General features: G+C 62.9%; 19 protein-coding genes. 14 read left to right on the forward strand and 5 right to left on the reverse strand.

The annotated features are described in order from the left end of the window. Positions 1-14: 14 nt before the first annotated feature. From AB5I78_RS25945 to trxA, 3 genes are all read left to right on the forward strand, one after another. The gene (locus AB5I78_RS25945) at positions 15-470 is read left to right on the forward strand and encodes a YbaY family lipoprotein (RefSeq protein ID WP_145162626.1); all 456 of its coding nucleotides are present in this window, start codon (positions 15-17) and stop codon (positions 468-470) included. Then, positions 467-1,123: a methyltransferase gene (locus AB5I78_RS25950; RefSeq protein ID WP_369302410.1), complete on the forward strand. Its 657-nt coding sequence runs from the start codon at positions 467-469 to the stop codon at positions 1,121-1,123. Before AB5I78_RS25945 ends, AB5I78_RS25950 begins: the two co-directional genes overlap by 4 nt. A 126-nt stretch (positions 1,124-1,249) precedes the next feature. After that, positions 1,250-2,122 (forward strand): thioredoxin, encoded by an 873-nt coding sequence (trxA, locus tag AB5I78_RS25955; protein WP_145162632.1) that lies wholly within the window; start codon positions 1,250-1,252, stop codon positions 2,120-2,122. Here trxA and AB5I78_RS25960 read toward each other — a convergent pair. After that, complete coding sequence (locus AB5I78_RS25960; protein WP_369302409.1) at positions 2,119-2,460, reverse strand: hypothetical protein; 342 nt, start codon at positions 2,458-2,460, stop codon at positions 2,119-2,121. The two genes, trxA and AB5I78_RS25960, sit on opposite strands and share 4 nt — an antisense overlap. A gap of 130 nt (positions 2,461-2,590) precedes the next feature. Between AB5I78_RS25960 and AB5I78_RS25965 the strand changes: the two genes are divergently transcribed. The 5 genes from AB5I78_RS25965 to AB5I78_RS25985 all read left to right on the forward strand — a co-directional run bounded on the left by AB5I78_RS25965 (position 2,591) and on the right by AB5I78_RS25985 (position 6,650). Continuing rightward, a complete protein-coding gene (locus AB5I78_RS25965; protein WP_369302408.1) occupies positions 2,591-3,196 on the forward strand; it encodes a DUF2796 domain-containing protein in 606 nt (201 codons plus the stop codon). A 149-nt stretch (positions 3,197-3,345) separates the two neighbouring features. Continuing rightward, positions 3,346-4,056 (forward strand): ABC transporter ATP-binding protein, encoded by a 711-nt coding sequence (locus tag AB5I78_RS25970; RefSeq protein WP_369302407.1) that lies wholly within the window; start codon positions 3,346-3,348, stop codon positions 4,054-4,056. Between the two features lies 1 nt (position 4,057). After that, the gene (locus AB5I78_RS25975) at positions 4,058-5,323 is read left to right on the forward strand and encodes an ABC transporter permease (RefSeq protein WP_262208822.1); all 1,266 of its coding nucleotides are present in this window, start codon (positions 4,058-4,060) and stop codon (positions 5,321-5,323) included. An 11-nt stretch (positions 5,324-5,334) separates the two neighbouring features. Continuing rightward, positions 5,335-5,856 (forward strand): DUF3299 domain-containing protein, encoded by a 522-nt coding sequence (locus AB5I78_RS25980; protein WP_242201336.1) that lies wholly within the window; start codon positions 5,335-5,337, stop codon positions 5,854-5,856. Positions 5,857-5,951: 95 nt separating this feature from the next. Next, positions 5,952-6,650 carry an OmpW family protein gene (locus tag AB5I78_RS25985; protein WP_145162650.1) on the forward strand — a complete coding sequence of 233 codons (699 nt, stop codon included), beginning with the start codon at positions 5,952-5,954 and terminating at the stop codon, positions 6,648-6,650. Between the two features lie 168 nt (positions 6,651-6,818). Here AB5I78_RS25985 and AB5I78_RS25990 read toward each other — a convergent pair whose 3' ends face one another. Further along, positions 6,819-7,703: a sugar nucleotide-binding protein gene (locus AB5I78_RS25990; protein WP_017135982.1), complete on the reverse strand. Its 885-nt coding sequence runs from the start codon at positions 7,701-7,703 to the stop codon at positions 6,819-6,821. Positions 7,704-7,869: 166 nt separating this feature from the next. Here AB5I78_RS25990 and AB5I78_RS25995 point away from each other — a divergent pair, with 166 nt between their 5' ends. Then, positions 7,870-12,117: a DEAD/DEAH box helicase gene (locus tag AB5I78_RS25995; protein WP_369302406.1), complete on the forward strand. Its 4,248-nt coding sequence runs from the start codon at positions 7,870-7,872 to the stop codon at positions 12,115-12,117. 119 nt (positions 12,118-12,236) lie between these two features. Here AB5I78_RS25995 and AB5I78_RS26000 read toward each other — a convergent pair whose 3' ends face one another. Beyond that, the gene (locus AB5I78_RS26000; protein WP_369302405.1) at positions 12,237-14,366 is read right to left on the reverse strand and encodes a mechanosensitive ion channel family protein; all 2,130 of its coding nucleotides are present in this window, start codon (positions 14,364-14,366) and stop codon (positions 12,237-12,239) included. A gap of 177 nt (positions 14,367-14,543) precedes the next feature. On the opposite strand from AB5I78_RS26000, the gene AB5I78_RS26005 reads away from it, so the two are divergent. The 5 genes from AB5I78_RS26005 (at position 14,544) to AB5I78_RS26025 (ending at position 19,861) form a co-directional block, all read left to right on the forward strand. Continuing rightward, positions 14,544-15,746, forward strand: a complete 1,203-nt coding sequence (locus AB5I78_RS26005) for an MFS transporter (RefSeq protein WP_369302404.1) — start codon at positions 14,544-14,546, stop codon at positions 15,744-15,746. Positions 15,747-15,956: 210 nt separating this feature from the next. Further along, positions 15,957-16,883: a DUF72 domain-containing protein gene (locus AB5I78_RS26010; RefSeq protein ID WP_369302403.1), complete on the forward strand. Its 927-nt coding sequence runs from the start codon at positions 15,957-15,959 to the stop codon at positions 16,881-16,883. Continuing rightward, on the forward strand, positions 16,880-17,656 hold the full coding sequence (locus AB5I78_RS26015) for an endonuclease/exonuclease/phosphatase family protein (RefSeq protein ID WP_242201324.1): 777 nt from the start codon (positions 16,880-16,882) through the stop codon (positions 17,654-17,656). Before AB5I78_RS26010 ends, AB5I78_RS26015 begins: the two co-directional genes overlap by 4 nt. Then, a complete protein-coding gene (gene clsB, locus AB5I78_RS26020) occupies positions 17,653-18,915 on the forward strand; it encodes a cardiolipin synthase ClsB (protein ID WP_369302402.1) in 1,263 nt (420 codons plus the stop codon). The genes AB5I78_RS26015 and clsB overlap by 4 nt, the downstream gene beginning before the upstream one ends. Then, complete coding sequence (locus AB5I78_RS26025) at positions 18,905-19,861, forward strand: lysylphosphatidylglycerol synthase domain-containing protein (protein ID WP_369302401.1); 957 nt, start codon at positions 18,905-18,907, stop codon at positions 19,859-19,861. The genes clsB and AB5I78_RS26025 overlap by 11 nt, the downstream gene beginning before the upstream one ends. Positions 19,862-19,971: 110 nt before the next feature. On the opposite strand, the gene AB5I78_RS26030 is transcribed toward AB5I78_RS26025, so the two are convergent. Together AB5I78_RS26030 and AB5I78_RS26035 are read right to left on the reverse strand one after the other, a co-directional pair. Then, positions 19,972-20,727 carry a S9 family peptidase gene (locus tag AB5I78_RS26030; protein WP_145162677.1) on the reverse strand — a complete coding sequence of 252 codons (756 nt, stop codon included), beginning with the start codon at positions 20,725-20,727 and terminating at the stop codon, positions 19,972-19,974. Then, positions 20,717-21,826, reverse strand: a complete 1,110-nt coding sequence (locus tag AB5I78_RS26035; protein WP_369302400.1) for a DUF3182 family protein — start codon at positions 21,824-21,826, stop codon at positions 20,717-20,719. Before AB5I78_RS26035 ends, AB5I78_RS26030 begins: the two co-directional genes overlap by 11 nt. Between the last annotated feature and the right edge of the window lie 110 nt (positions 21,827-21,936).

Raw genomic sequence — 21,936 nt, forward strand, 5'->3', positions numbered from 1 at the left:
TTCTGGAGCCGTACATGCAGTTACGACCACTTGTTTTACTCGCCCTGTTCAGTTTTCTGGTCGCCTGCAGCAGCGAAGCCCCCAAGCCTTCGGCGCCTCAACCGACGCCCGCCCAAGAGAAAAAAGTGCCCGGCATTGAAGACCTCGGCCCGCTGCCGGCTTATCAGCGCGAAATCAACGGCACCCTCAACGGCGTGCCGGCCAATGCCGAAGTCGAACTGGCCCTGCTGGTGATTGACGAGCGCAACCGCCCGCAACAGCTGCTCGCCAGCAGCGTGTTGACCGGCAACGGCAAGCCTCTGGCGTTCCGCCTGCGCTTTAACCCGGAAGCCTTCCCGGCCGGTGCGCGGGTTGAATTGCGCGGTCGCGCCAGCCAGTCCGGTCAGTTGATCCTGCACCTGCCCGCCGTGCGCATCACCCAGGCAATTACCCAGGCCACCGGCCCGCTGCAACTCGTCCCGGCGCCATGACGCCACCGCTGGACCTGCAACGCGCCCTGAGCGAGCTGATCGGCGACGCGCAACTGGTGCCCTGCCCGCTGCCGGGCACCGAGCTGTCGTTGTGGCTGCTGGACGCGGACAATATGGACCGCGCCTTCAGCCCCGAAGAAACCCGGCGCATCCTGCATGAGCCGCCCTATTGGAGTTTCTGCTGGGCCAGCGGTCTGGCGCTGGCGCGCTACCTGGCGGCGCACCCCGAGTGGGTTGCCGGCAAGCGCGTGCTGGATTTTGGCGCAGGCTCTGGCGTGGCCGGGATTGCCGCCGTCAAGGCGGGCGCGCTGGAAGTGGTCGCGTGTGATTTAGACCCGCTGGCGTTGGCATCCTGCAGGGCGAATGCCGAACTCAACGGTGTGACCCTGGGTTATTCGGCCGATTTTTTCGCCGAAGCCGATCGCTTCGACCTGATCCTGGTGGCCGACGTACTTTACGACCGCGCCAACCTGCCGCTGCTTGATCAATTCCTGACGCGCGGCCGTGAAGCACTGGTAGCAGATTCGCGCGTGCGCGACTTCCAGCACCCGGCTTATCAACGCCTGGAGATCCTTGAGGCGCTAACGCTGCCGGACCTGGCCGAGCCTTGGGAGTTTCGCAAGGTGAGCCTGTACCATTCGCGGCGCGCTTGAGGCCATCGCGGGCACGCCCGCTCCCACAAGGGAACGCGGTCAAGTGTGGGAGCGGCTTGCCCGCGATAGCGATCTGGACTCCATCACCTTATAGTTGCCCCATTCCCGCTTTATTCGAGACGCCCCATGAGTGAGCCCACGCCGTACATCTTCGACGTCACCACCGCCAACTTCGACCAGGCAGTGATCCAGAACTCCTTCGAGAAACCCGTGCTGGTGGATTTCTGGGCGGAGTGGTGCGCGCCGTGCAAGGCGTTGATGCCAATGTTGGCGAAAATTGCCGAGAGTTATCAGGGCGAGTTGCTGCTGGCCAAGGTCGATTGCGAGGCGGAGCAGGATATCGTCGCGCGTTTTGGCATTCAGAGCCTGCCCACTGTGGTGCTGTTCAAGGACGGCCAGCCGGTGGACGGGTTTGCCGGCGCGCAGCCGGAGTCGGCGGTGCGCGCAATGCTGGAGCCGCACGTGCAGATGCCACCACCGGCGGCGGCTGATCCGCTGGAGCAGGCCCAGGCGCTGTTTGCCGAAGGCCGCATCAGCGATGCCGAAGCGGTCCTGGTGACGATGCTGGGCGAAGACAACACCAACGCCGGCGCGCTGATCCTGTACGCGCGCTGCCTGGCCGAGCGCGGTGAACTGGGCGAAGCCCAGGCCGTGCTCGACGCCGTGAAAAGCGATGACCACAAAGCCGCCCTCGCCGGCGCCAAGGCGCAAATCACCTTCCTGCGCCAGGCCGCCGAGCTGCCGGACGCCGCCGACTTGAAAAGCCGCCTGGCGCAAAACCCACAGGATGATGAGGCGGCCTATCAGCTGGCGATTCAGCAACTGGCACGCCAGCAATACGACGCGGCGCTGGAAGGCTTGCTCAAGCTGTTTATCCGCAACCGCAGCTACAGCGAAGGCTTGCCGCACAAGACCTTGCTGCAGGTGTTTGAACTGCTCGGCAATGACCACCCGCTGGTCACCGCGTACCGCCGCAAGTTGTTTGCTGCGCTGTACTAATCGCCGATCCAGCTGTACAGCGGCGTATCCCCGCCGCTGGTCACTTTCACCTTGGCGTTATGGCGCAAGCGCACCAGCAGACGCTTGCCTGATGCGGCGTCACCGGCCAAGCCTTCCAGCTGATCGAGCAGTTCCAGCCCGTTGAGTTGCCCGGCCTTGCGCAACAGGTCCTGGGCGTTCTGCCACAGATCATCATTGTGTTTGACCGGCGCGGCAGCGGGCGCGCTCGGCGTAGGCGCGGCCTGCAACTGGGCGCCCAAGCGCGCCCAATCGCCGTCATCCAGCTCCAGGGTCAAGTCCACCGGCACGTCGCCGACCGTTCCACGAATTCGCAACATCGTCCTTACTCCTGCACTTTTCTGACGGGCATGCTCCCACGCGGCTTGCGCAACGCCAAGCGGGCGGTCAAACTCTGTCACTATTGTTATAAGATCACATAACAAAACTTTCATGTTCTGGAGCCTTCTCATGCGCCGTCTGCTGCTTGCTTTGCCGTTTGCCCTGCTGCCACTGGCAGTTGCCCATGCTCACGATGATCACGAACATGAGCACGGCAGCCTCGGCGCCCACGAGCATGGCGTCGGCCGTCTCAATGCGGTACTCGACGGTCAGGCGCTTGAGCTGGAATTTGACAGCCCGGCCATGAACCTCGTGGGTTTTGAACACCAGGCCAGCACGCCCGCCGACAAAGCCAAGGTTGCCGCAGCCCGCAAGTCACTGGAAAACCCACTGGCCCTGTTCAATGTGCCCAAGGCCGCCGGTTGCGTGATCAGCACCCAGGAACTCAACAGCCCGCTGTTCGGCGACAAGCCTGAAGCCGATCATGATGATGACGACGATGACCACGCCACCGACGGCAAAGGCGCAGCCGCCCACGAACATCATCATGACCACAGTGAAATCCACGCCCACTACCAGTTCACCTGCGCCACGCCGATGGCCTTGAGCAACCTCGACCTGACCCAGGTGTTCAAGACCTTCCCCGCCACTCAGAAGATTCAGGTACAACTGATCGGCCCAAGCGGCCAGCAAGGTGTTGAAGCCACGGCCACCGCAGCCACCCTGAAGTTCTGATTTGAAACACGGTCAATGTGGGAGTTGGCTTGCCTGCGATAGCGGTATAACAGACACATCCATATTGAATGTGCCGCCGTCATCGCAGGCAAGCCAGCTCCCACATTGGATCGGCGCCACGCTCTACAACCAGGCGATATTGATTTCACATGACCCATGCACTGATCGAACTGTCTGACCTGGGCTTCAACTGGCCCGGTCACCCACAGTTGCTGGACATCCCAGCGTTTAGCCTGCAAGCAGGCGAAACCCTGTTTCTCAAAGGCCCGAGCGGCAGCGGCAAAACCACGCTGCTCGGCCTGCTCGGCGGCGTGCAGAAACCCAGCCGGGGCAGCATCCGCCTGCTCGGCCAGGAGCTGACCGAACTCTCGGCCGGCGCCCGCGACCGCTTTCGCGTGGACCACACCGGCTACATCTTCCAGCAGTTCAACCTGCTGCCGTTTCTGTCGGTGCGCGAGAACGTCGAGCTGCCTTGCCACTTTTCCAAGCTGCGCGCGCAACGCGCGATTCAGCGCCACGGCAGCGTCGACCAGGCCGCCGCGACCTTGCTCGCGCATTTGGGTCTCAACGACAACAACCTGCTCGAGCGCCGCGCCGACTCACTGTCCATCGGCCAACAACAACGCGTCGCCGCCGCCCGCGCGCTGATCGGCCAACCGGAACTGGTGATCGCCGACGAGCCCACCTCGGCGCTGGACTACGACGCCCGCGAGGCTTTCATTCAGTTGCTGTTCGCCGAATGCCGCGACGCTGGCGCCAGCTTGCTGTTTGTCAGCCATGACCAGAGCCTCGCGCCGCTGTTCGACCGCCACCTGTCGCTGGCCGAACTCAATCGCGCCGCCACGCCCGCAGAGGTTTGAGATGTATTTGTTTCGTCTAGCCATGGCCAGCCTGGCTAACCGCCGCTTTACCGCGATCCTCACCGCCTTTGCCATCGCGCTGTCAGTCTGTTTGTTGCTCGCGGTGGAGCGCGTGCGGGTTGAGGCGCGCAACAGTTTTGCCAGTACCATCAGCGGCACCGACCTGATCGTCGGCGCGCGTTCGGGCTCGGTCAACTTGCTGCTGTACTCGGTGTTCCGTATCGGCAACGCCACCAACAACATCCGTTGGGACAGCTACGAGCACTTCGCCGCCAGCCCGCAGGTGAAATGGGCGATCCCGATTTCCCTCGGCGACTCGCACCGCGGCTATCGGGTGATGGGCACCAACCAATCCTACTTCGAGCACTACCAGTACGGCCGCAAACAGAACCTCGAACTGGCCAGCGGCCGCGCCTTTGCCACCGACCCGTTTGAAGTGGTGCTCGGCGCCGAAGTCGCCGAGGCGCTGCATTACAAGCTGGGCGACAAGCTGGTGCTGGCCCATGGTGTCGCGGTGGTCAGCCTGGTCAAACACGATGACAAACCGTTCACCGTGGTCGGCATTTTGAAACGTACCGGCACGCCGGTGGACCGCACGCTGCACATCAGCCTCGGTGGCATGGAAGCCATTCACATCGACTGGCACAACGGCGTGCCGGCCCAGGGCAAAGGCCGCATCAGCGCCGATCAGGCGCGCAACATGGACCTCACGCCACAGGCCATCACCGCGTTCATGCTCGGCCTGAACAACAAGATTTCCACCTTCGCCCTGCAGCGCGAAATCAATGAATTTCGCGGCGAGCCGATGCTGGCGATATTGCCAGGCGTGGCCCTGCAAGAGTTGTGGAGCATGATGGGCACCGCCGAAAAAGCGCTGTTCGTGATCTCGCTGTTCGTGGTGCTGACCGGTTTGATCGGCATGCTCACGGCGATCCTCACCAGCCTCAACGAGCGCCGCCGCGAAATGGCCATTTTGCGCTCGGTGGGCGCGCGGCCGTGGCATATCGCAACGCTGCTGATCTTTGAAGCCTTCGCCCTGGCGCTGTCTGGCGTGGTGGCGGGCGTTGGTCTGCTGTACCTGTGCATCGCCGCCTCGCGCGGGTATTTGCAGGCCAATTACGGGCTGGACCTGCCGATGTCATGGCCGAGCGAATATGAATGGACCTTGCTCGCCGGCATTCTCGCCGCGGCGCTGTTGATGGGCAGCGTGCCCGCGTGGCGCGCCTATCGACAATCACTGGCCGATGGCCTGTCCATACGTTTATGAGGAAGGCTTCGATGCGTCGTGCCCTGTTTGCAATGTTGATGTTGGTGGCAGTGCCCATCTGGGCCGAAGACCAGCCGAAGGATCTGTCATGGCAGGAGATGATCCCGCCGGACGCGCCGCCGGAAATCCCCAACATGAAACCGCTGCACGACCTGTCGAACATGGCCGACGCGCTGTCGGTCGAGTCGGCGCCGGCCGCCAAGCAAGACTTGCCCAACGCGCCGGTGGTGCAAAGCCTGGACGGTAAGCACATCCGCTTGCCGGGTTACATCGTGCCGCTGGAAGTCAGCGAAGAAGGCCGCACCACCGAGTTTTTGCTGGTGCCGTATTTCGGCGCGTGCATCCATGTACCGCCGCCGCCGTCGAACCAGATCGTGCATGTGAAAAGCGAAGTCGGGGTGAAACTCGATGAGTTGTATCAGCCGTATTGGATCGAAGGCGCGATGCAGGTCAAGCCGTCATCCAGCGAGCTGGCCGACGCCGGTTATCAAATGGATGCCGACAAGATTTATGTCTACGAGCTGCAGGAATAGGGGCTGATCGTCCTTTCATTGAGCTGAGTCAAAGGATCGAACGGAACGATCTTTACCATTGGACGTACAACTTTTAACGTCCTTTTGGAGCTCCCATGAACAAGTCTCTGCTCGGCGCGTCCCTCTTCGCGCTCGCCCTCGCCGCCCCGGTCGCACACGCTCACGAAGCGGGCGAAATTCTGATTCGCGCCGGTGCAATTACCGTGAATCCGGAAGCTGAAAGTGGTCATGTGAAGGTTGATCAGGGCCCATTGGCGGGCACCAACCTGGGCGGCAAGGCGACCATGAGCAGCGACACCCAACTGGGTTTGAACTTCGCCTACATGCTGACCAACCACGTCGGTATCGAACTGCTGGCGGCCACGCCGTTCGAGCACGATGTGAAGATCAAGAACACCGCCCTCGGCGCCGCCAACGGCAAGCTCGGCACCCTCAAGCACCTGCCGCCAACCCTGAGCGTCGTGTACTACCCGATGGATAGCAAATCCGCCTTTCAGCCGTACGTGGGCGCCGGTATCAACTACACCTGGATCTACGACGAGCACGTCAGCAGCCGCGCCGAACAAGCCGGTTTCAGCAACTTCAAGGCCGAAAACTCCTGGGGCTGGGCCGCGCAGATCGGCGCCGACTACATGATCAACGACAAGTGGATGATCAACGCCCAGGCGCGCTACATCGACATCAGCACCAAGGCCACCGTGGACAACAATGCGCTGGGCCAGGGCACACGTGCCAAGGTCAATGTGGACGTTGACCCGATGGTTTACATGGTGGGTATCGGCTACAAGTTCTAAATCCGGGTCAACTAACACTACATAACCCCTGTGGGAGCGGGCTTGTGTGGGAGTCGGGCTTGCCCGCGATGCAGACACCTCGGTGTATCAGTGATACCGAGGTGATGCGATCGCAGGCAAGCCAGCTCCCACACAAAACCCGCTCCCACATTTTGGTTTTGTGCGGTGTCAGCTGTGGCGGTAGAACCGATCCAGCAACGCCGGTAACCCCGCCCGCCACGCCCGAGGCTTGATGCCGAAGGTGTGCAGGATTTTCTTGCAGGCCAGCACCGCGTGTTGCGGTTCATCTGCCGCATCCGGGCGTGCCGCGTGAGCCTGGGCGGTAGGCGATTCGATCGCCAGCGGGTGGAAATTACGCGCTTCGGTAAGGATCGCCTGGCCCAGCGCCAACGGTGTGGTCGCCTCGTGCCCGGCGTAGTGATACGTGCCCCACAGCGGCGCCGCGCAATCAAGTTGCTTGAGCACCGAGATGATCACCCGCGCGGCATCGTCCACGGGCGTCGGGTTGCCCCGGCGATCATCGGCCATCAGCAACTCGTCCGGCTTCTCGGCCCGCGCCAAAAAGCGCCCGAGCGTGCCGTCGACGCTGTCATCCAGCAGCCAACCAAAACGCAGCAGCACATGCTGCGGGCAGGTGGCGCGCACGCTTTGCTCGATGCGCCACAACGCCTGGCCGCGCAGGCCCAGGGGCACCGGCTCGTCTTTTTCGCTGTAGGCGGTGGCGCGGGAGCCATCGAACACGCGGTAGCTGGACGGTTGCAGCAAGGTAATGTTGTGGTGCTGACACAACTCGGCCAGGCGCTCGATGGCGAATTCCTGAGCGGCCAAACGGGTTTCGCTGACCGCTTCGGCCTGAAACCAGTCGAAATAGTAGGCGAGGTTGATCAACGCATCGGGACGGGTGTCGTCGAGCAATTGGGTAAGGCTCGCGGCATCCCAGCCGTCTTGGGGCGGTTTGGGTGCGAGGAAACCGATGTCTTCCTCTGCACCGAGGCGAATCAGCGCTTGCCCGAGGGCATTCCCGCCGCCCAGTAACATAAGGCGCATTCGCATAGAGTGTGCAGGCCCGGTCTGTTTGGAACGATGGTTATTGTCGGCCGGCGGATGAAGCCGGCCGTAGGTTTATTCCAGAATCGTTGCATTTTGCGGGTTTGTAGCGCAACCGTCACGGATAAAGTGCGGGGTTGCAACTTGGCACCGCCGGTTGCATATAAGGGGTATGAACCTTCCTGAAACCACGGACACGGTCTTGAACGGCTTTCACCCCGCTGTCAGCGCCTGGTTCCGCAACGCTTTCCCCTCGGTGACCAGCGCCCAGGCCCAGGCGTGGCCGCTGATTCGCCAGCGCCGCTCCACCCTGATCGCTGCGCCCACCGGTTCCGGCAAGACCTTGACGGCGTTCCTCGCCGTGCTGGATGACCTGGTGCACAAAGGCCTGGCGAATGGCGGGCAACTGCCGGACGAGACGCTGGTGGTGTATGTCTCGCCGCTCAAGGCATTGTCCAACGACATCCAGATCAACCTGCAAAACCCGCTCACCGGCATCACCGCGCAGCTGCAGGCGATGGGCTTGCCGCCCTTGGTGATCCGCACCGCCGTGCGCACCGGCGACACCCCGCAAAAAGACCGCGCACAGATGCGCAAGCGCCCGCCGCATATCCTGGTGACCACCCCGGAATCGCTCTACGTGCTGCTGGGTTCGGACTCCGGCCGGCACATGCTCGCCAGCACGCGCACGGTGATCGTCGATGAAATCCACGCCATTGCCGCCAGCAAGCGCGGCAGCCATATGGCCCTGAGCCTGGAACGCCTGCAAGGCCTGTGCGCCGAACCGCTGACCCGCATTGGCCTGTCTGCCACGCAAAAGCCCATCGAGGCGGTGTCGCGCTTTTTGGTCGGCACCGAGCGCCCCTGCGCAATTGTCGATATCGGCCACGCCCGCCCGCGTGACCTGGATATCGAAGTGCCGCCGGTGCCGCTCTCGGCGGTCATGGCCAACGACGTGTGGGAACTGGTCTACAACCGCCTCGCCGAGCTGGCGCGCGAACACCGCACCACGCTGATTTTCGTCAACACCCGGCGCCTGGCCGAACGCCTGGCGCGGCACTTGAGCGAGCGCCTGGGCAAAACCGCCGTGGCCGCGCACCACGGCAGCCTGGCCAAAGAGCTGCGCCTGGACGCCGAGCAACGGCTCAAGGCCGGCGAGTTGCAAGTGCTGATCGCCACTGCGTCCCTGGAGCTGGGGATTGATATCGGTGACGTCGACCTGGTGTGTCAGATCGGCTCGCCCGGCTCAATCAATGGTTTCCTGCAACGCGTTGGCCGTTCCGGGCACCAGGTCGGCGGCACGCCCAAGGGGCGCCTGTTCGCCACCACCCGCGACGACTTGATCGAGTGCGCCGCCCTGCTCGACTGCGTGCGCCGGGGTGAGCTGGACACCTTGCAGATTCCGGTCGCGCCGCTGGATGTACTGGCCCAGCAGATCATCGCCGAAGTCAGTGCGCAGGAATGGTCGGAACCCGCATTGCTCGATCTCATTCGCCGCGCCTCGCCCTACGCCGCGCTGGACGAACGCCATTACCAGGCGCTGTTGCAGATGCTCGCCGAGGGCTATAACGGCCGCCAGGGCATCCGTAGCGCCTACCTGCACCGCGACGCCGTGACCCACACCCTGCGCGGCCGCCGTGGCGCCAAGCTGACCGCCGTGACCAGCGGCGGCACCATTCCCGACAACGCCGACTACAGCGTGCTGCTGGAGCCGCAGAGCCTGAACATCGGCAGCGTCAACGAAGACTTCGCGGTGGAAAGCATCGCTGGGGATATCTTCCAGCTCGGTAATACGTCCTACAGAATTTTGCGGGTCGAAGCCGGCAAGGTGCGGGTTGAGGACGCCCATGGCCAGCCGCCGACCATTCCGTTCTGGCTGGGCGAGGCGCCGGGGCGCAGCAACGAATTGTCGGCGGCGGTGGCGCGGTTTCAAGGCCAGCTCGACGCGCTGCTCAGCGCCACCCCCGGCGACTTGCAAGCGGCCCTCGACTGGCTCACCGGCACCCTTGGCCTGAACCACGCCAGCGCCGAGCAGATCCTCGATTACCTGGCCCGCGCACGCCTGGCCCTGAGCGCGCTGCCGTCCCAGGACACGTTGATCATGGAGCGGTTTTTCGACGAGTCCGGCGGCACCCAACTGATCATTCACACGCCGTTTGGCAGCCGTATCAATCGCGCCTGGGGCCTGGCGTTGCGCAAGCGTTTTTGCCGCACGTTCAATGTCGAATTGCAGGCGGCGGCCAGTGAAAATGCAATCGTGCTGTCGCTGTCGACCAGCCACAGTTTCGAGCTGGATGACGTGTGGCGGTATCTGAACAGCAACAGTGCCGAGCACGTCCTGATCCAGGCTGTGCTGGACGCGCCGCTGTTTGGCGTGCGCTGGCGCTGGAACGCCGGTGTGGCACTGGCGTTGCCGCGTTATACCGGCGGGCGCAAAGTGGCGCCGCAGATCCAGCGCATGAAAAGCGAAGACCTGATCGCCAACGTGTTTCCCGACCAGATCGCCTGCCTGGAAAACCTCGCCGGCGAGCGCGAAGTGCCCGAGCACCCCTTGGTGGAGCAGACCCTCGACGACTGCTTGCACGACGCCATGGACAGCAACGCCTGGCTGGCGCTGCTGCGGCGCATGGAAAGCGGCGAAGTGCGGCTGATCAGCCGTGACCTGCCGGCGCCCTCGCCCATGGCCGCGGAAATTCTCAGCGCGCGCCCCTACACCTTTCTCGACGATGCCCCCTTGGAGGAACGCCGTACCCAAGCCGTGCTCAACCGGCGCTGGAGCGACCCGCACAGCACCGACGACCTCGGCGCGCTGGATGCCGAGGCCATCGCCGGCGTGCGCGAGGAAGCCTGGCCGGCGCCCAATGGCCTGGACGAAATGCACGAAGCGCTGATGAGCCTGGCCTGCATTGCCACTCATGAGGTCACGCCGCAATGGGCCGAGTGGCTGCAGGCCTTGGCCAAGGGTGGGCGCGCCTATGCATTGAGCAATGGCCTGTGGGTGGCGGTGGAACGCTTGAGCTGTTTGCAGGCTATTTATCCCAACGACTTGCCGTTGCTGCCGGGCTTCGATGAACCCTGGACCACTGATGATGCGCTGGTCGAAGTGCTGCGCGCCCGCCTCGGCGGGTTCGGCCCGCTGAGCCTGATCGAGATCGCCGCGCCGTTGGCCCTGCCGGTGGCAGACGTAACCCAGGCACTCGCTCGCCTGGAGCAGGAAGGCTACGTGCTGCGCGGCCGTTTCAGCCCTGGCGCCAGCGAAGAACAGTGGTGCGAACGGCATTTGCTCGCGCGCATTCATCGCTACACGGTCAAGCGCCTGCGCCGGGAAATCGAGCCCGTGGCGCTGCAGGATTTCATGCGTTTTCTGTTCGATTGGCAGCACCTGTCCGAGGGCACACGCGGCCAGGGCAGCGCCATGTTGCCTCAGATTGTCGCGCAGTTTGAGGGCTACGCCGCCGCCACCTCGGCCTGGGACACTGACCTGCTGAGCGCGCGCCTGAAGGATTACTCATCCACCTGGCTCGACGACCTGTGCCGCAGCGGCAAGCTGGTGTGGACGCGGCTGAGCAACAAGGCTGGCGCGATGGCCCTGCGCAGCACACCGGTGGTGTTGCTGCCGCGCAGCCAAGTGCCGCTGTGGAGCGGGCTGACCGAGATGACCGACAGCACCACGCTGTCGCCCAAGGCGCAGAAAGTCCACGTGGCGCTGCGTGAACATGGCGCGCTGTTTTTCGACGAACTGGTGCACGAAGCCCATCTGCTGCGCAGCGAACTGGAGACGGCGCTGCAGGAACTGGTGGGCGCAGGGCTGGTGAATGCCGACAGCTTCGCCGGCCTGCGCGCGCTGACCACACCCGCCAGCAAACGCCAGGCGCGCAGCAGCCGGCGCGGACGCGGGGCGTTTATCGGCGGCATGGACGACGCCGGGCGCTGGGCTTTGTTGCGCCGTTCACCGAGCGCCGCCGGGCCACACTCGGCCGAGACGCTGGAGCATGTGGCGATGACCTTGCTGCGCCGCTATGGCGTGGTGTTCTGGCGGTTGCTGGAGCGTGAGGCGGATTGGCTGCCGAGCTGGCGCGAATTGCTGCGTACTTTCCATCGGCTCGAAGCGCGCGGGGAGATCCGCGGCGGGCGGTTCGTCAGTGGGCTGGCGGGCGAGCAGTTTGCGTTGCCGGAGGCAATTGCGTCATTGCGCGAAGTCCGCCGCCGGCCGCATGACGGCAGTTTGATTGCGGTGTGCGGGGCTGATCCGCTGAACCTGGTGGGCACGCTGCTGCCGGGCAGTAAAGTGCCGGCGGTGAGTGGCAATCGGGTGGTGTACCGCGACGGGCTGCCCGCGGCGGTGATGGTCGGCGGCAAGCAGCAGATATGGGTGGAGGTGGATCAGTTGGCGGTGCAGGAGAAGTTGATCAGGCATTAAGTCGCAGTGACTTCAAGGGCCTCATCGCAGGCAAGCCAGCTCCCACATTGAACGGGTTCACACGGTCAAAAGGTGGGAGCCGGGCTTGCCCGCGATGGGGCCAGCCCAGACACCTTCCCTCACTGGGTACGCGGCTGCTCGGTCAACACCACCGAAGCCGGCGCTTCCTCATCCGGCTCATCCACCTGCGCCGTGCGCTTGGGCAGCAAGACCTGCTGTGGATAAGTTTGCGCGAAGTGCACCTCATCACAGTTATCCACAAGCTTTTTCAAGCGCTGGTTGAACGCGCGGCTCACCGCGTATTGCCCGCCCGACACCGTGCGGAACTGCGCGGTCAGCACCACGCCGTTGAGGTCCATCTTGTCGACGCCAAACACCTCCAGCGGCCCTTGCAGGTTGTACTTGAGGAACACGTCATCGCGAATCGATTGCCCGGCCTCGCGGATCAGGTCCACGGCCTTGTCCACATCGGTGTCGTAGGTGAACTGCACCGAGAAGAACGCATAGGCAAATTGCCGCGACTGGTTGGTGACCGCCTTGATCTGCCCGAACGGCACCGAGTGCACAAAACCCTTGCCGTCACGCAGGCGCAACGTGCGGATGGTCAGGCCTTCGACGGTACCGGCGTGGCCGGAGTCGAGCACGACCCAATCGCCGATGGACAGCGTGTCCTCGATGATAATGAACAGGCCAGTGATCACGTCCTGCACCAATTGCTGCGAGCCAAAACCGATGGCCAGACCAACCACACCGGCACCGGCCAGCAGCGGCGCAACGTTGATGCCAAGGTTGGCCATGGTGGTGATCGCGCAGATCACCACCAGAATGATTTTCACCGCGTTACGCAGCAGCGGCAGGATGGTTTTGACCCGCGTACTCGGCTGACGGCTGGAGCGTTTATTGACCGGCGGTTTCAGCGCTTCCTGAATCGCGGTGTCGAGCACCACCCAGAACAGCCAGGTCATCAGCAGGATCAGGCCGATGCTGCTCAGGGAGTCGCTGATCGCGCGGCCCACCGAGTTGCGCTGGGCAAATTCGAACAGCGAGATGCCCCAGATACGCCCCAGAATTTCGATAAACGCGATGGCCATGGCGATGCGCAAGATCGCGTGCAACAGGCTCAGGAAGCGCTCCTTGTAGGCGCTGCTGCGCTGGATCGCCACCTGGCTGCGGGACTTGAACAGGTGTTGCAGCACCGTGCTGAGAAACACCGTGCCGATCAGCAAGATCGTGGTGAACAGCGCACAGCGCAGCGCCTTCTGGTTATCGTCGCCGGCACCGATCAGGTTGATCGCCGAGACCAGCACCATCAACAGAATCGGCCAGTACCACAGCCCGGAAAACACTCGCAGCGATTGCTGCAGCGCAGGGTGTTTGAGGCGCTGGGCCAGTGGCCGATTGCGGATCAAATGCGCCACCGGCCGGCGCAGGCGCACCACCAATACACCGAAAATCACCGCCGCGAACAGGCCGGTGAAAACCGCGATGCTGCTGGTGATATTGCCACCCAACTGCCGGGCGATCTGCGGGCTGGTCAGCGCGTCGCTGAGGGCGGCCAGGAAGCCGATCAGAAACAGCGGCTTGGGGCAGTAGTTGCGAATGATCTGCACGGCCGGGCGCTTGTGGCCGAGATTGAACATGACGATCACGCACAGCAACATCGACGTGGAAAAGATGCCGCTGCTGGTGGCGTAGGCAAAACACAGCGCCAGCGCGCGACCCACCGACGAGGCCAGGAAGTGGCTGACGTAGAGGGTCAGCGGCAGACAGATGAGCGCGGGGATGGTGTAGGGCACCACATACCCCAAGACTGCCAGCAAGCGTTCGCGTCGTTCGACGAAATGCCGCCGACTCAAGCGCTGCACAACAAAGTGCCCCAGCAGGGTCAACACCGCAAAGGCGCCAACCCAGACGCCGGACAGCAGCAGGAAGTCGCCGGCCACGCTCCACGGCGAGCGTTCAGCCGTCTGGTCGACCAGGCGCCCCACCTCATCCGCCGCGCGATCGGCACGCAAGCGCCAGGCGTCGATGAGGTTCTGGTTGAGGTCGAGCTTGTCTTGTACATCGTCAATGCTGGAACTGATGGCGCCCAGCAAGCCGCCCTCGACCAGCAACTCCGGTTTGGCCGGTTCAGCCGCTGCGGCAGGCGTGGCCGGCGCTGCGGCGGCCGCAGACGTAGCAGCTTGCAGTGCGCCATTGCCACACAGCAGCAGCGCACCAAGCAGTAATACAGTCTTTAAATTCAGCAAAACACCGGGCTCCATCAGCAGGGTCTGTAAGGAACTGACGGGTTTGAGCCTTGATCGTTCCCCGCCATTGGGCATCTTTGCGTACCGGTCAACTATCAAATGCCGATCCCTGTCTTTTTCCGCACAGGCCAAATCCCGACACTGCGCTCCAGAATCACAGCCATCGGAGTTGCAGCCATGCCCATTGCCTTGCTCGCGCTGACCCTCAGCGCTTTTGCCATCGGGACGACCGAGTTCGTCATCGTTGGCCTGTTACCCACCATCGGCGCCGACCTGGGCGTCGACCTGCCGTCCGCCGGCTTGCTGGTCAGCCTGTACGCCTTGGGCGTTGCCATTGGCGCGCCGGTGCTCACCGCCCTCACCGGCAAGGTGCCGCGCAAACTACTGCTGTTGTCGCTGATGGTGCTGTTCACCCTTGGCAACCTGTTGGCCTGGCAGGCGCCGAGTTATGAATCGCTGGTGCTGGCGCGAATCGTCACCGGCCTGGCCCACGGGGTGTTTTTCTCGATTGGCTCGACCATCGCCACCAGCCTGGTGCCCAAGGAGAAAGCCGCCAGCGCGATTGCGATCATGTTTACCGGCTTGACCGTTGCACTGGTCACCGGCGTGCCACTGGGCACGTTTATCGGCCAGCACTTCGGCTGGCGGGAAACGTTCCTCGCTGTCTCGGCCCTGGGGGTGATCGCGTTTATCGGCAGCCTGATCTATGTGCCGAACAGCATCGCCCACAGCAAACCCGCCTCGTTGCTGCAACAACTGCAAGTGCTCAAGCAGCCACGCTTGCTGCTTGTGTACGCCATGACCGCCATCGGCTACGGCGGCTCGTTCATCGCGTTTACCTTTCTGGCGCCGATCCTTCAGGACATTTCCGGCTTCAGCGCCGGCACCGTCAGCCTGGTGCTGCTGGTGTACGGCATCTCGGTGGCGGCGGGGAATATCTGGGGCGGCAAGCTGGCCGATAAACGCGGCCCGATCAGCGCGTTGAAAATCATCTTCGCCCTGCTCGCGGCGGTGCTGTTCATCCTCACCCTGACCGCCAGCAACCCCTGGCTGGCGCTGGCCACCGTGCTGGTGTGGGGCGCGGTCGCCTTCGGCAATGTGCCGGGCCTGCAGGTGTACGTGGTGCGTCAGGCTGAACGTCACACCCCGCAGGCGGTGGATGTGGCGTCGGGCTTGAACATTGCGGCGTTCAACCTCGGAATCGCCGGCGGCGCCTGGGCTGGGGGCTTGATCGTGGCGCACATGGGCTTGATCCACACCGCGTGGATCGGCGGCTCAGTGGTGTTGGTGGCCCTGGCACTGACGGCGTGGAGCGGCCGACTGGACCGGTTGGGGCCGGTGTATGCCGACAGCTCGACGCGCACGGTAGTCGGACACTGATTCAGCACGCCACACATCCAATATGGGCGCTGGCTTGCCGCGATTGCGGTACGCCAGCGTCGCATTCATCGCCTAACCTACCGCTATCGCAGGCAGCCCGCGCCCACATTCTTTACCTTGTACCGTCTGTAGGAACGGCGAAACTTTCCGACAAAAACCGCAGTCATCCCAAAACGGAGGTCACTTGACCCTACATCCACGGGAGCAATTATGGCGGCGATTCACATCGGCATTTCCGGCTGGCGCTACACGCCCTGGCGGGGGGATTTCTACCCCGAGGGCCTGACCCAGAAACGCGAATTGCAATTTGCGTCACGCGCCGTCAACAGCATCGAAATCAACGGCTCGTTTTACGCCCTGCAAACACCCAAGCGTTATGCCGAGTGGTACGCCGACACGCCTGATAATTTCATGTTCAGCGTGAAGGCACCGCGCTATATCACCCACATTCTGCGCTTGCGCGATGTGCACAAACCGATGGCCAATTTCTTTGCTTCCGGGGTGCTGGAACTGAAAGAAAAGCTCGGGCCAATTCTCTGGCAATTCCCGCCCAGCTTCACATTCGACCCGCCGCTGTTTGAAGCCTTTCTTCAGCAACTCCCCACCGACACCCAACAGGCCGCCGCCCTCGCCCGCGAGCACGAGCCGCGCCTGAACGGCAAGGCGAGCATGCAAGCCCATGGCAAAAAGCCGTTGCGCCATGCGGTGGAAATTCGCCACAAGAGTTTTGCAGTACCGGAGTTTGTGCAGATGCTGGACAAGCACGGCGTGGCACTGGTGGTCGCCGATACCGCCGGCAAGTGGCCGTATATCGAAGACGTCACCGCCAACTTCCTGTACCTGCGCCTGCACGGTGACAAAAAGCTCTACGCCAGCGGCTACACCGCCGAGGCAATCAAGCGTTGGGGCGACCGCATCGATCGCTGGCGCCAGGGCAAACAACCGGCGGATGCGCAGTTGGTCGACCCGAAACGCACGCCACGCGCGCGCAAGCAACGCGATATTTTTTGCTATTTCGACAACGACATCAAAGTGCGCGCGCCCTTCGATGCGCGCCAACTGTTGCAGCGCTTCGAGCTGGATAAACACTTGGCCACCGAGCCCGGCAAGTTGCCGGAACCCGGAGTGCTGCCATGACCCATCCGGAATTGATCCCCGCCACGCCCACCACTGCCATCACTCGCTTCAAAGTGCTGACGGTCAACATCCACAAGGGTTTCACCGCGCTGAACCGCCGCTTCATCCTGCCCGAGCTGCGTGAGGCGGTGCGCAGCGTGGGCGCCGACATGGTGTTTTTACAGGAAATCCACGGCACTCACGAACGCCATCCCCAGCGCTACCAGGACTGGCCGAAGATGCCGCAATACGAGTTCCTGGCCGACAGCATCTGGCCGCAGTTCGCTTACGGGCGCAACGCGGTCTACCCGCATGGCGACCACGGCAACGCGTTGTTGTCCAAATTCCAGATCGTGCGCTACGACAACCTCGACATCTCGCAAAGCGGCCATGAAAGCCGCGGGCTGCTGCATTGCGTATTGCGCCTGCCCGGCACGGGCCAAGAGGTGCATGCGATCTGCATGCACTTGGGCCTGCGCGAGGTGCATCGTCAGCAGCAATTGCGTTTGCTGGAACAGCGCATCAGCGAAATCCCGGCCGACGCGCCGCTGGTGGTGGCCGGTGATTTCAATGACTGGCGCCAGAAGGCCGACCTGAGCCAGAGCGGTCTCAAAGAAGTGTTTGTTGAAGCCACGGGCAAGCACGCGCGCACGTTTCCGGCGCGCCTGCCGCTGTTACCGCTGGACCGCATCTATGTGCGCAACCTGAAAATTCACAACCCCAAGGTACTGACTACCCGGCCGTGGTCGCATCTGTCAGACCATGTGCCATTGTCGGTGGAGATCGAGTTATGACCGTCGCGGTAGAGCACATTGCCACCGACCAGCCGCCCGATGACGCCAAGGCGCGTGATGTCGATTACGGCTGGCAGAGTGGCAACCGTCTTGAGTTGCTGGAGAACGGCGAAGCTTACTTCCCCAGGGTCTTCGACGCGATGCGCGAGGCCCAGCGGGAGATCCTGCTGGAGACCTTTATTCTGTTCGAAGACAAGGTCGGCCATGAGCTCAAAGGCATCCTGATTGAGGCGGCGCAGCGCGGCGTCAAGGTGGTGGCCAGCCTCGACGGGTTTGGCTGCGGCGAGCTGAGCCCAGCGTTTCTCGGTGAGCTGGCCGAGGCTGGCGTGCTGGTGCAGATGTTTGACCCGGCGTCGAAAACGCTGGGGATTCGCACCAACTGGTTCCGTCGCCTGCACCGCAAGATCGTGGTGGTGGACGCTACCGTGGCGTTTATCGGCGGGATCAATTTTTCTGCCGACCATCTGGGCGATTTCGGCCCCGAAGCCAAGCAGGATTATGCCGTGCGCGTGACCGGCCCTGCGGTCGCCGACCTGCATCATTTCGCCCTGGCCCAAAGCGGCCGCCAGGTGCGCACGCGGCGCGGCTGGCGACGGCGCCAGCAACGGCCGACACCGTGGACAACGGCCAATGAGGACGGCCTGGTACGTTTGATTTACCGCGACAACGTGCAACACCGCGACGATATCGAAGAGGCCTATATCCACGCCTTGAGCAAGGCGCAAAAACGCGTGGTGATTGCCAACGCCTACTTCTTCCCCGGCTACCGCCTGCTGCGCGAGATTCGCAATGCCGCGCGCCGTGGCGTGCACGTGCAGCTGATCATGCAAGGCCAGCCCGACGTGCTGTTGGCCAAGCTGGCGGCGCGCATGCTTTATGACTATTTGCTCAAGGACGGCGTGGTGATCCATGAGTATTGCCAGCGCCCGCTACACGGCAAAGTCGCGTTGGTGGACGACGAGTGGAGCACCGTAGGCTCAAGCAACCTGGACCCATTGAGCCTGTCCCTGAACCTGGAAGCCAACGTGTTGATTCGCGACCGCGCGTTCAACCAGCAGCTGTACGAACGCCTGGAACTGCTCGCCCGCGAGCACTGCCAGACCATGCCGGAAAACCGCAAGCCACGCCTGTGGTTATGGCGGTTGACCGTGGGTTTTTTGGTGTTTCATGTGATGCGCCACTTCCCCGCGCTGATGGGCTGGCTGCCCGCGCATAAACCGCGTTTGAAACCCTTCGAGAGCCAGGCCCATGACCTCTGAAGCCGGTGGTTCACGACTCAAACGCTGGAAGAAGCCGCTGACCGTCGTCTTCTTCCTGGTGTTGATCGCGCTGTTCACCCTGCTCGCGCGGCGCATCGACTGGAGCGAAGTGCTGCAGACGCTCGGCGACTTCAAGCTGCGCACGTTGTTGATCGCCAGCGCGTTGACCCTGTGCAGTTTTCTCGTCTACGCCAGTTTCGACCTCATCGGCCGCACCTACATCCGCCAACCGCTGGGTTGGAAGCAAATCCTGCCGGTGGGAATCATCAGCTACGCGTTCAACCTCAACCTGAGCGCGTGGGTCGGCGGGATAGCCATGCGTTACCGGCTGTATTCGCGGCTCGGGGTAAGCACCGGCAATATCGCCAAGATTCTTGGGCTGAGCCTGGCCACCAATTGGTTCGGCTATATGGCGCTGGCCGGTGTGGTGTTCAGCAGCGGTTTGGTGACGATGCCGCCCGGGTGGAAAGTCAGCACCCTGGCCTTGCAAGGCATAGGTGTGTTGCTGGTGTTGGTCAGCCTCGGCTACCTGGCAGCCTGCCGGTTTTCAACAAAGCGCGCGTGGTCGATCAAAGGCATCGAGATCAACCTGCCGTCGCTGCGCATGGCCTGTTTACAGCTGGCAATGGGCGCGCTGAACTGGTCACTGATGGCGGCGGTGATCTTCACCTTGTTGCCGGCCAAGCTGGACTATCCACTGGTGTTGGGCGTGTTGCTGATCAGCGCGATTGCCGGCGTGGTTACGCATATCCCGGCGGGGCTTGGGGTGCTGGAGGCGGTGTTTATCGGCTTGCTGCAGCACGAGGCGTCGCGCGGCAGCTTGCTTGCCGGGTTGATTGCCTACCGCGCGGTCTACTTTATTTTGCCGCTGCTGATTGCATTGGTGATGTACCTCGCCGTTGAGGCTAAGGCCAAGGCGTTGCGGGTTAAAAAGACACCGGCCTGATGCAGTGTTGGCAGGACCGGCGCCATCGCGGGCAAGCCCGCTCCCACATTGGGAATGCATTCCACTGTGGGAGCGGGATTGCCCGCGATGGCGCTTGAGAGGGCAACGCTTTATCGGGCCTGGATGATGCTCAACCGCTCGCCCACTACCATCTCGGTAATCCAGTCCACCAGGATTGAGGTGTAGGCCTGCTGAGACACCGGATCACTCAACGAGTGATCGGCGCCGTCGATGATGCGGTGGGTCAACGAATGTGTCTGCTGGCACGCCGCGCGGTAGCTCATGATGGTGGCATGCGGCACGTGATCGTCGGTCTGCGACTCGACGATCAGCACATCGCCGGTGAATTGCGCGCAGGCATGCAGGGCGCGATTGGTTTCGGCGTGTACCAGCGTGCTGCGGTAATCCATCAGGTCGGCCTTATCCAGGTCGCGCTTGGGCTTGAGCCATTCCTGGTCGCGGTACAGCGCCGGCACGCGCAGCGCCAGCCAGCGCACCGGGCGCAGTGAGGTGAGGATCGCCGCCAGGTAACCCCCATAACTGGTGCCCACCACCGCCACGGCCGAGGTGTCGATGGCCGGGTGCGACAGCAAGCGGTCGTAGGCCGCCAGCAAGTCGCGCAGGTTGTCTTCGCGGGTAACGCGCGACAACGGAATACCAGTGCCGGCGTGGCCGCGCAAATCAAAGGTCAGGCATACGCAGCCCAGGCCGGCAATGCCTTTGGCGCGCTCAAGGTCGCGCTCCTGGCTACCGCCCCAGCCGTGCACAAACAACACGCCTGGCACTTTGGATTTGGGGCTCAGGAATGTCCCGCTCATTTGCTCGTCGTCGATGTCGATCGCAATGCTTTCACTTCTAGCCGTCATAAGATTTAACCGTCACGTACTTGAGAAGAAAGTCGCTGTTGTCTGCAGGGCCGCGGTACACCTCGATGGCATCCGCCGGCAGCGGTTGGTCCACGTAGGTTTCCACCGATGAAACGTGGATGGCGCGCAGGCTCGGGTTATTGATGAAGCTTTGCAGCGCCGCGACTTCCGCGCTGCTGGCGCCGCCCATGCGCCAGGATTGTTCGAGCACGCCGCTGCGGCGTTGGCCGTCACTGTCCAGGCCTTGGGCAATGTCGTAGTTGCGGCGCGAGGCATAGAAACCAGGGTAGGCCTCATCGGCGGCGGTGTCGAAAACCTGGGCTTGTTCGATGGCCTCGCGCACATCGTCGGGCAGGTCGAGCTTCAACAGGTCTGCGTAGGAGCCAGGCACGACGAGTAAGTCGGAGCCGCCGTAGACCGCTTCGCCCTGCCCGTCTTCAGTGAGGTACTGCTCGCCGCAATAGCTGATGACGTGACCGCCGATAAAACTCTGACCCACGCTGTGGGTGATCACCTCGTGCAAGTCCTGCTCGAGCACCACGCCTTCGGTAAAGAGCGTTGCCACGTCGGGCCGCGCCAGCAGCGCTTCGAACTCGTCGAGACTGTGGATAACTTCCTGCCCCCGACCGGCGCAGGCATGCACGGGCTTCAGGCGGATAGGCCCGCTGTAAAGCAAGCGCGTGGCGGCGGGCAATGCATCTTCAAGGGCAAAGACGCTAAGGCCATCAAGGACGACCGGGCGCACCCGCTCGGCAAACGCCGGCGACCAGCCTTCCGGCGCTTTCGCTTCGGGGCTCAACAGGCCATGGGTGATGGCTTTGGTGCAGATGAAATCGTAGTCGACGTAACCGCCCCACACATCCTCTGGGCCTTTTACCTTCAGCGCCAGCGCCTGGGCGGCGCCCACCAGGGTTTGCGTTGGCAGCACGTACACGTCACGCCCGGCATGTTGCTGCGGGTCGTAACTGCCGCCGAATTTCAGCCCCAGAATCTGTGCCAGCCACCGCGCCAGCGCGCGGTTGGTTTCAACCTCGTGCTGCGGCGCGCCCGCTCGCGTGGAATGAGCAACCACCAGCTTCTTGCGTTGAGTCGGGGTCATGCGTCCCCCTTGGCTATCCCGCCATGTGTGTACATGAATGGTTGCAGGGATCAGGCCAAGGCGGTTTCAGAAAAGAGCGTCTTTAAATCAATCAGTTGCTTAAAAAGCGA

The organism is Pseudomonas sp. N2-3-1-14 (assembly GCF_041228395.1).
Lineage (GTDB): Bacteria > Pseudomonadota > Gammaproteobacteria > Pseudomonadales > Pseudomonadaceae > Aquipseudomonas.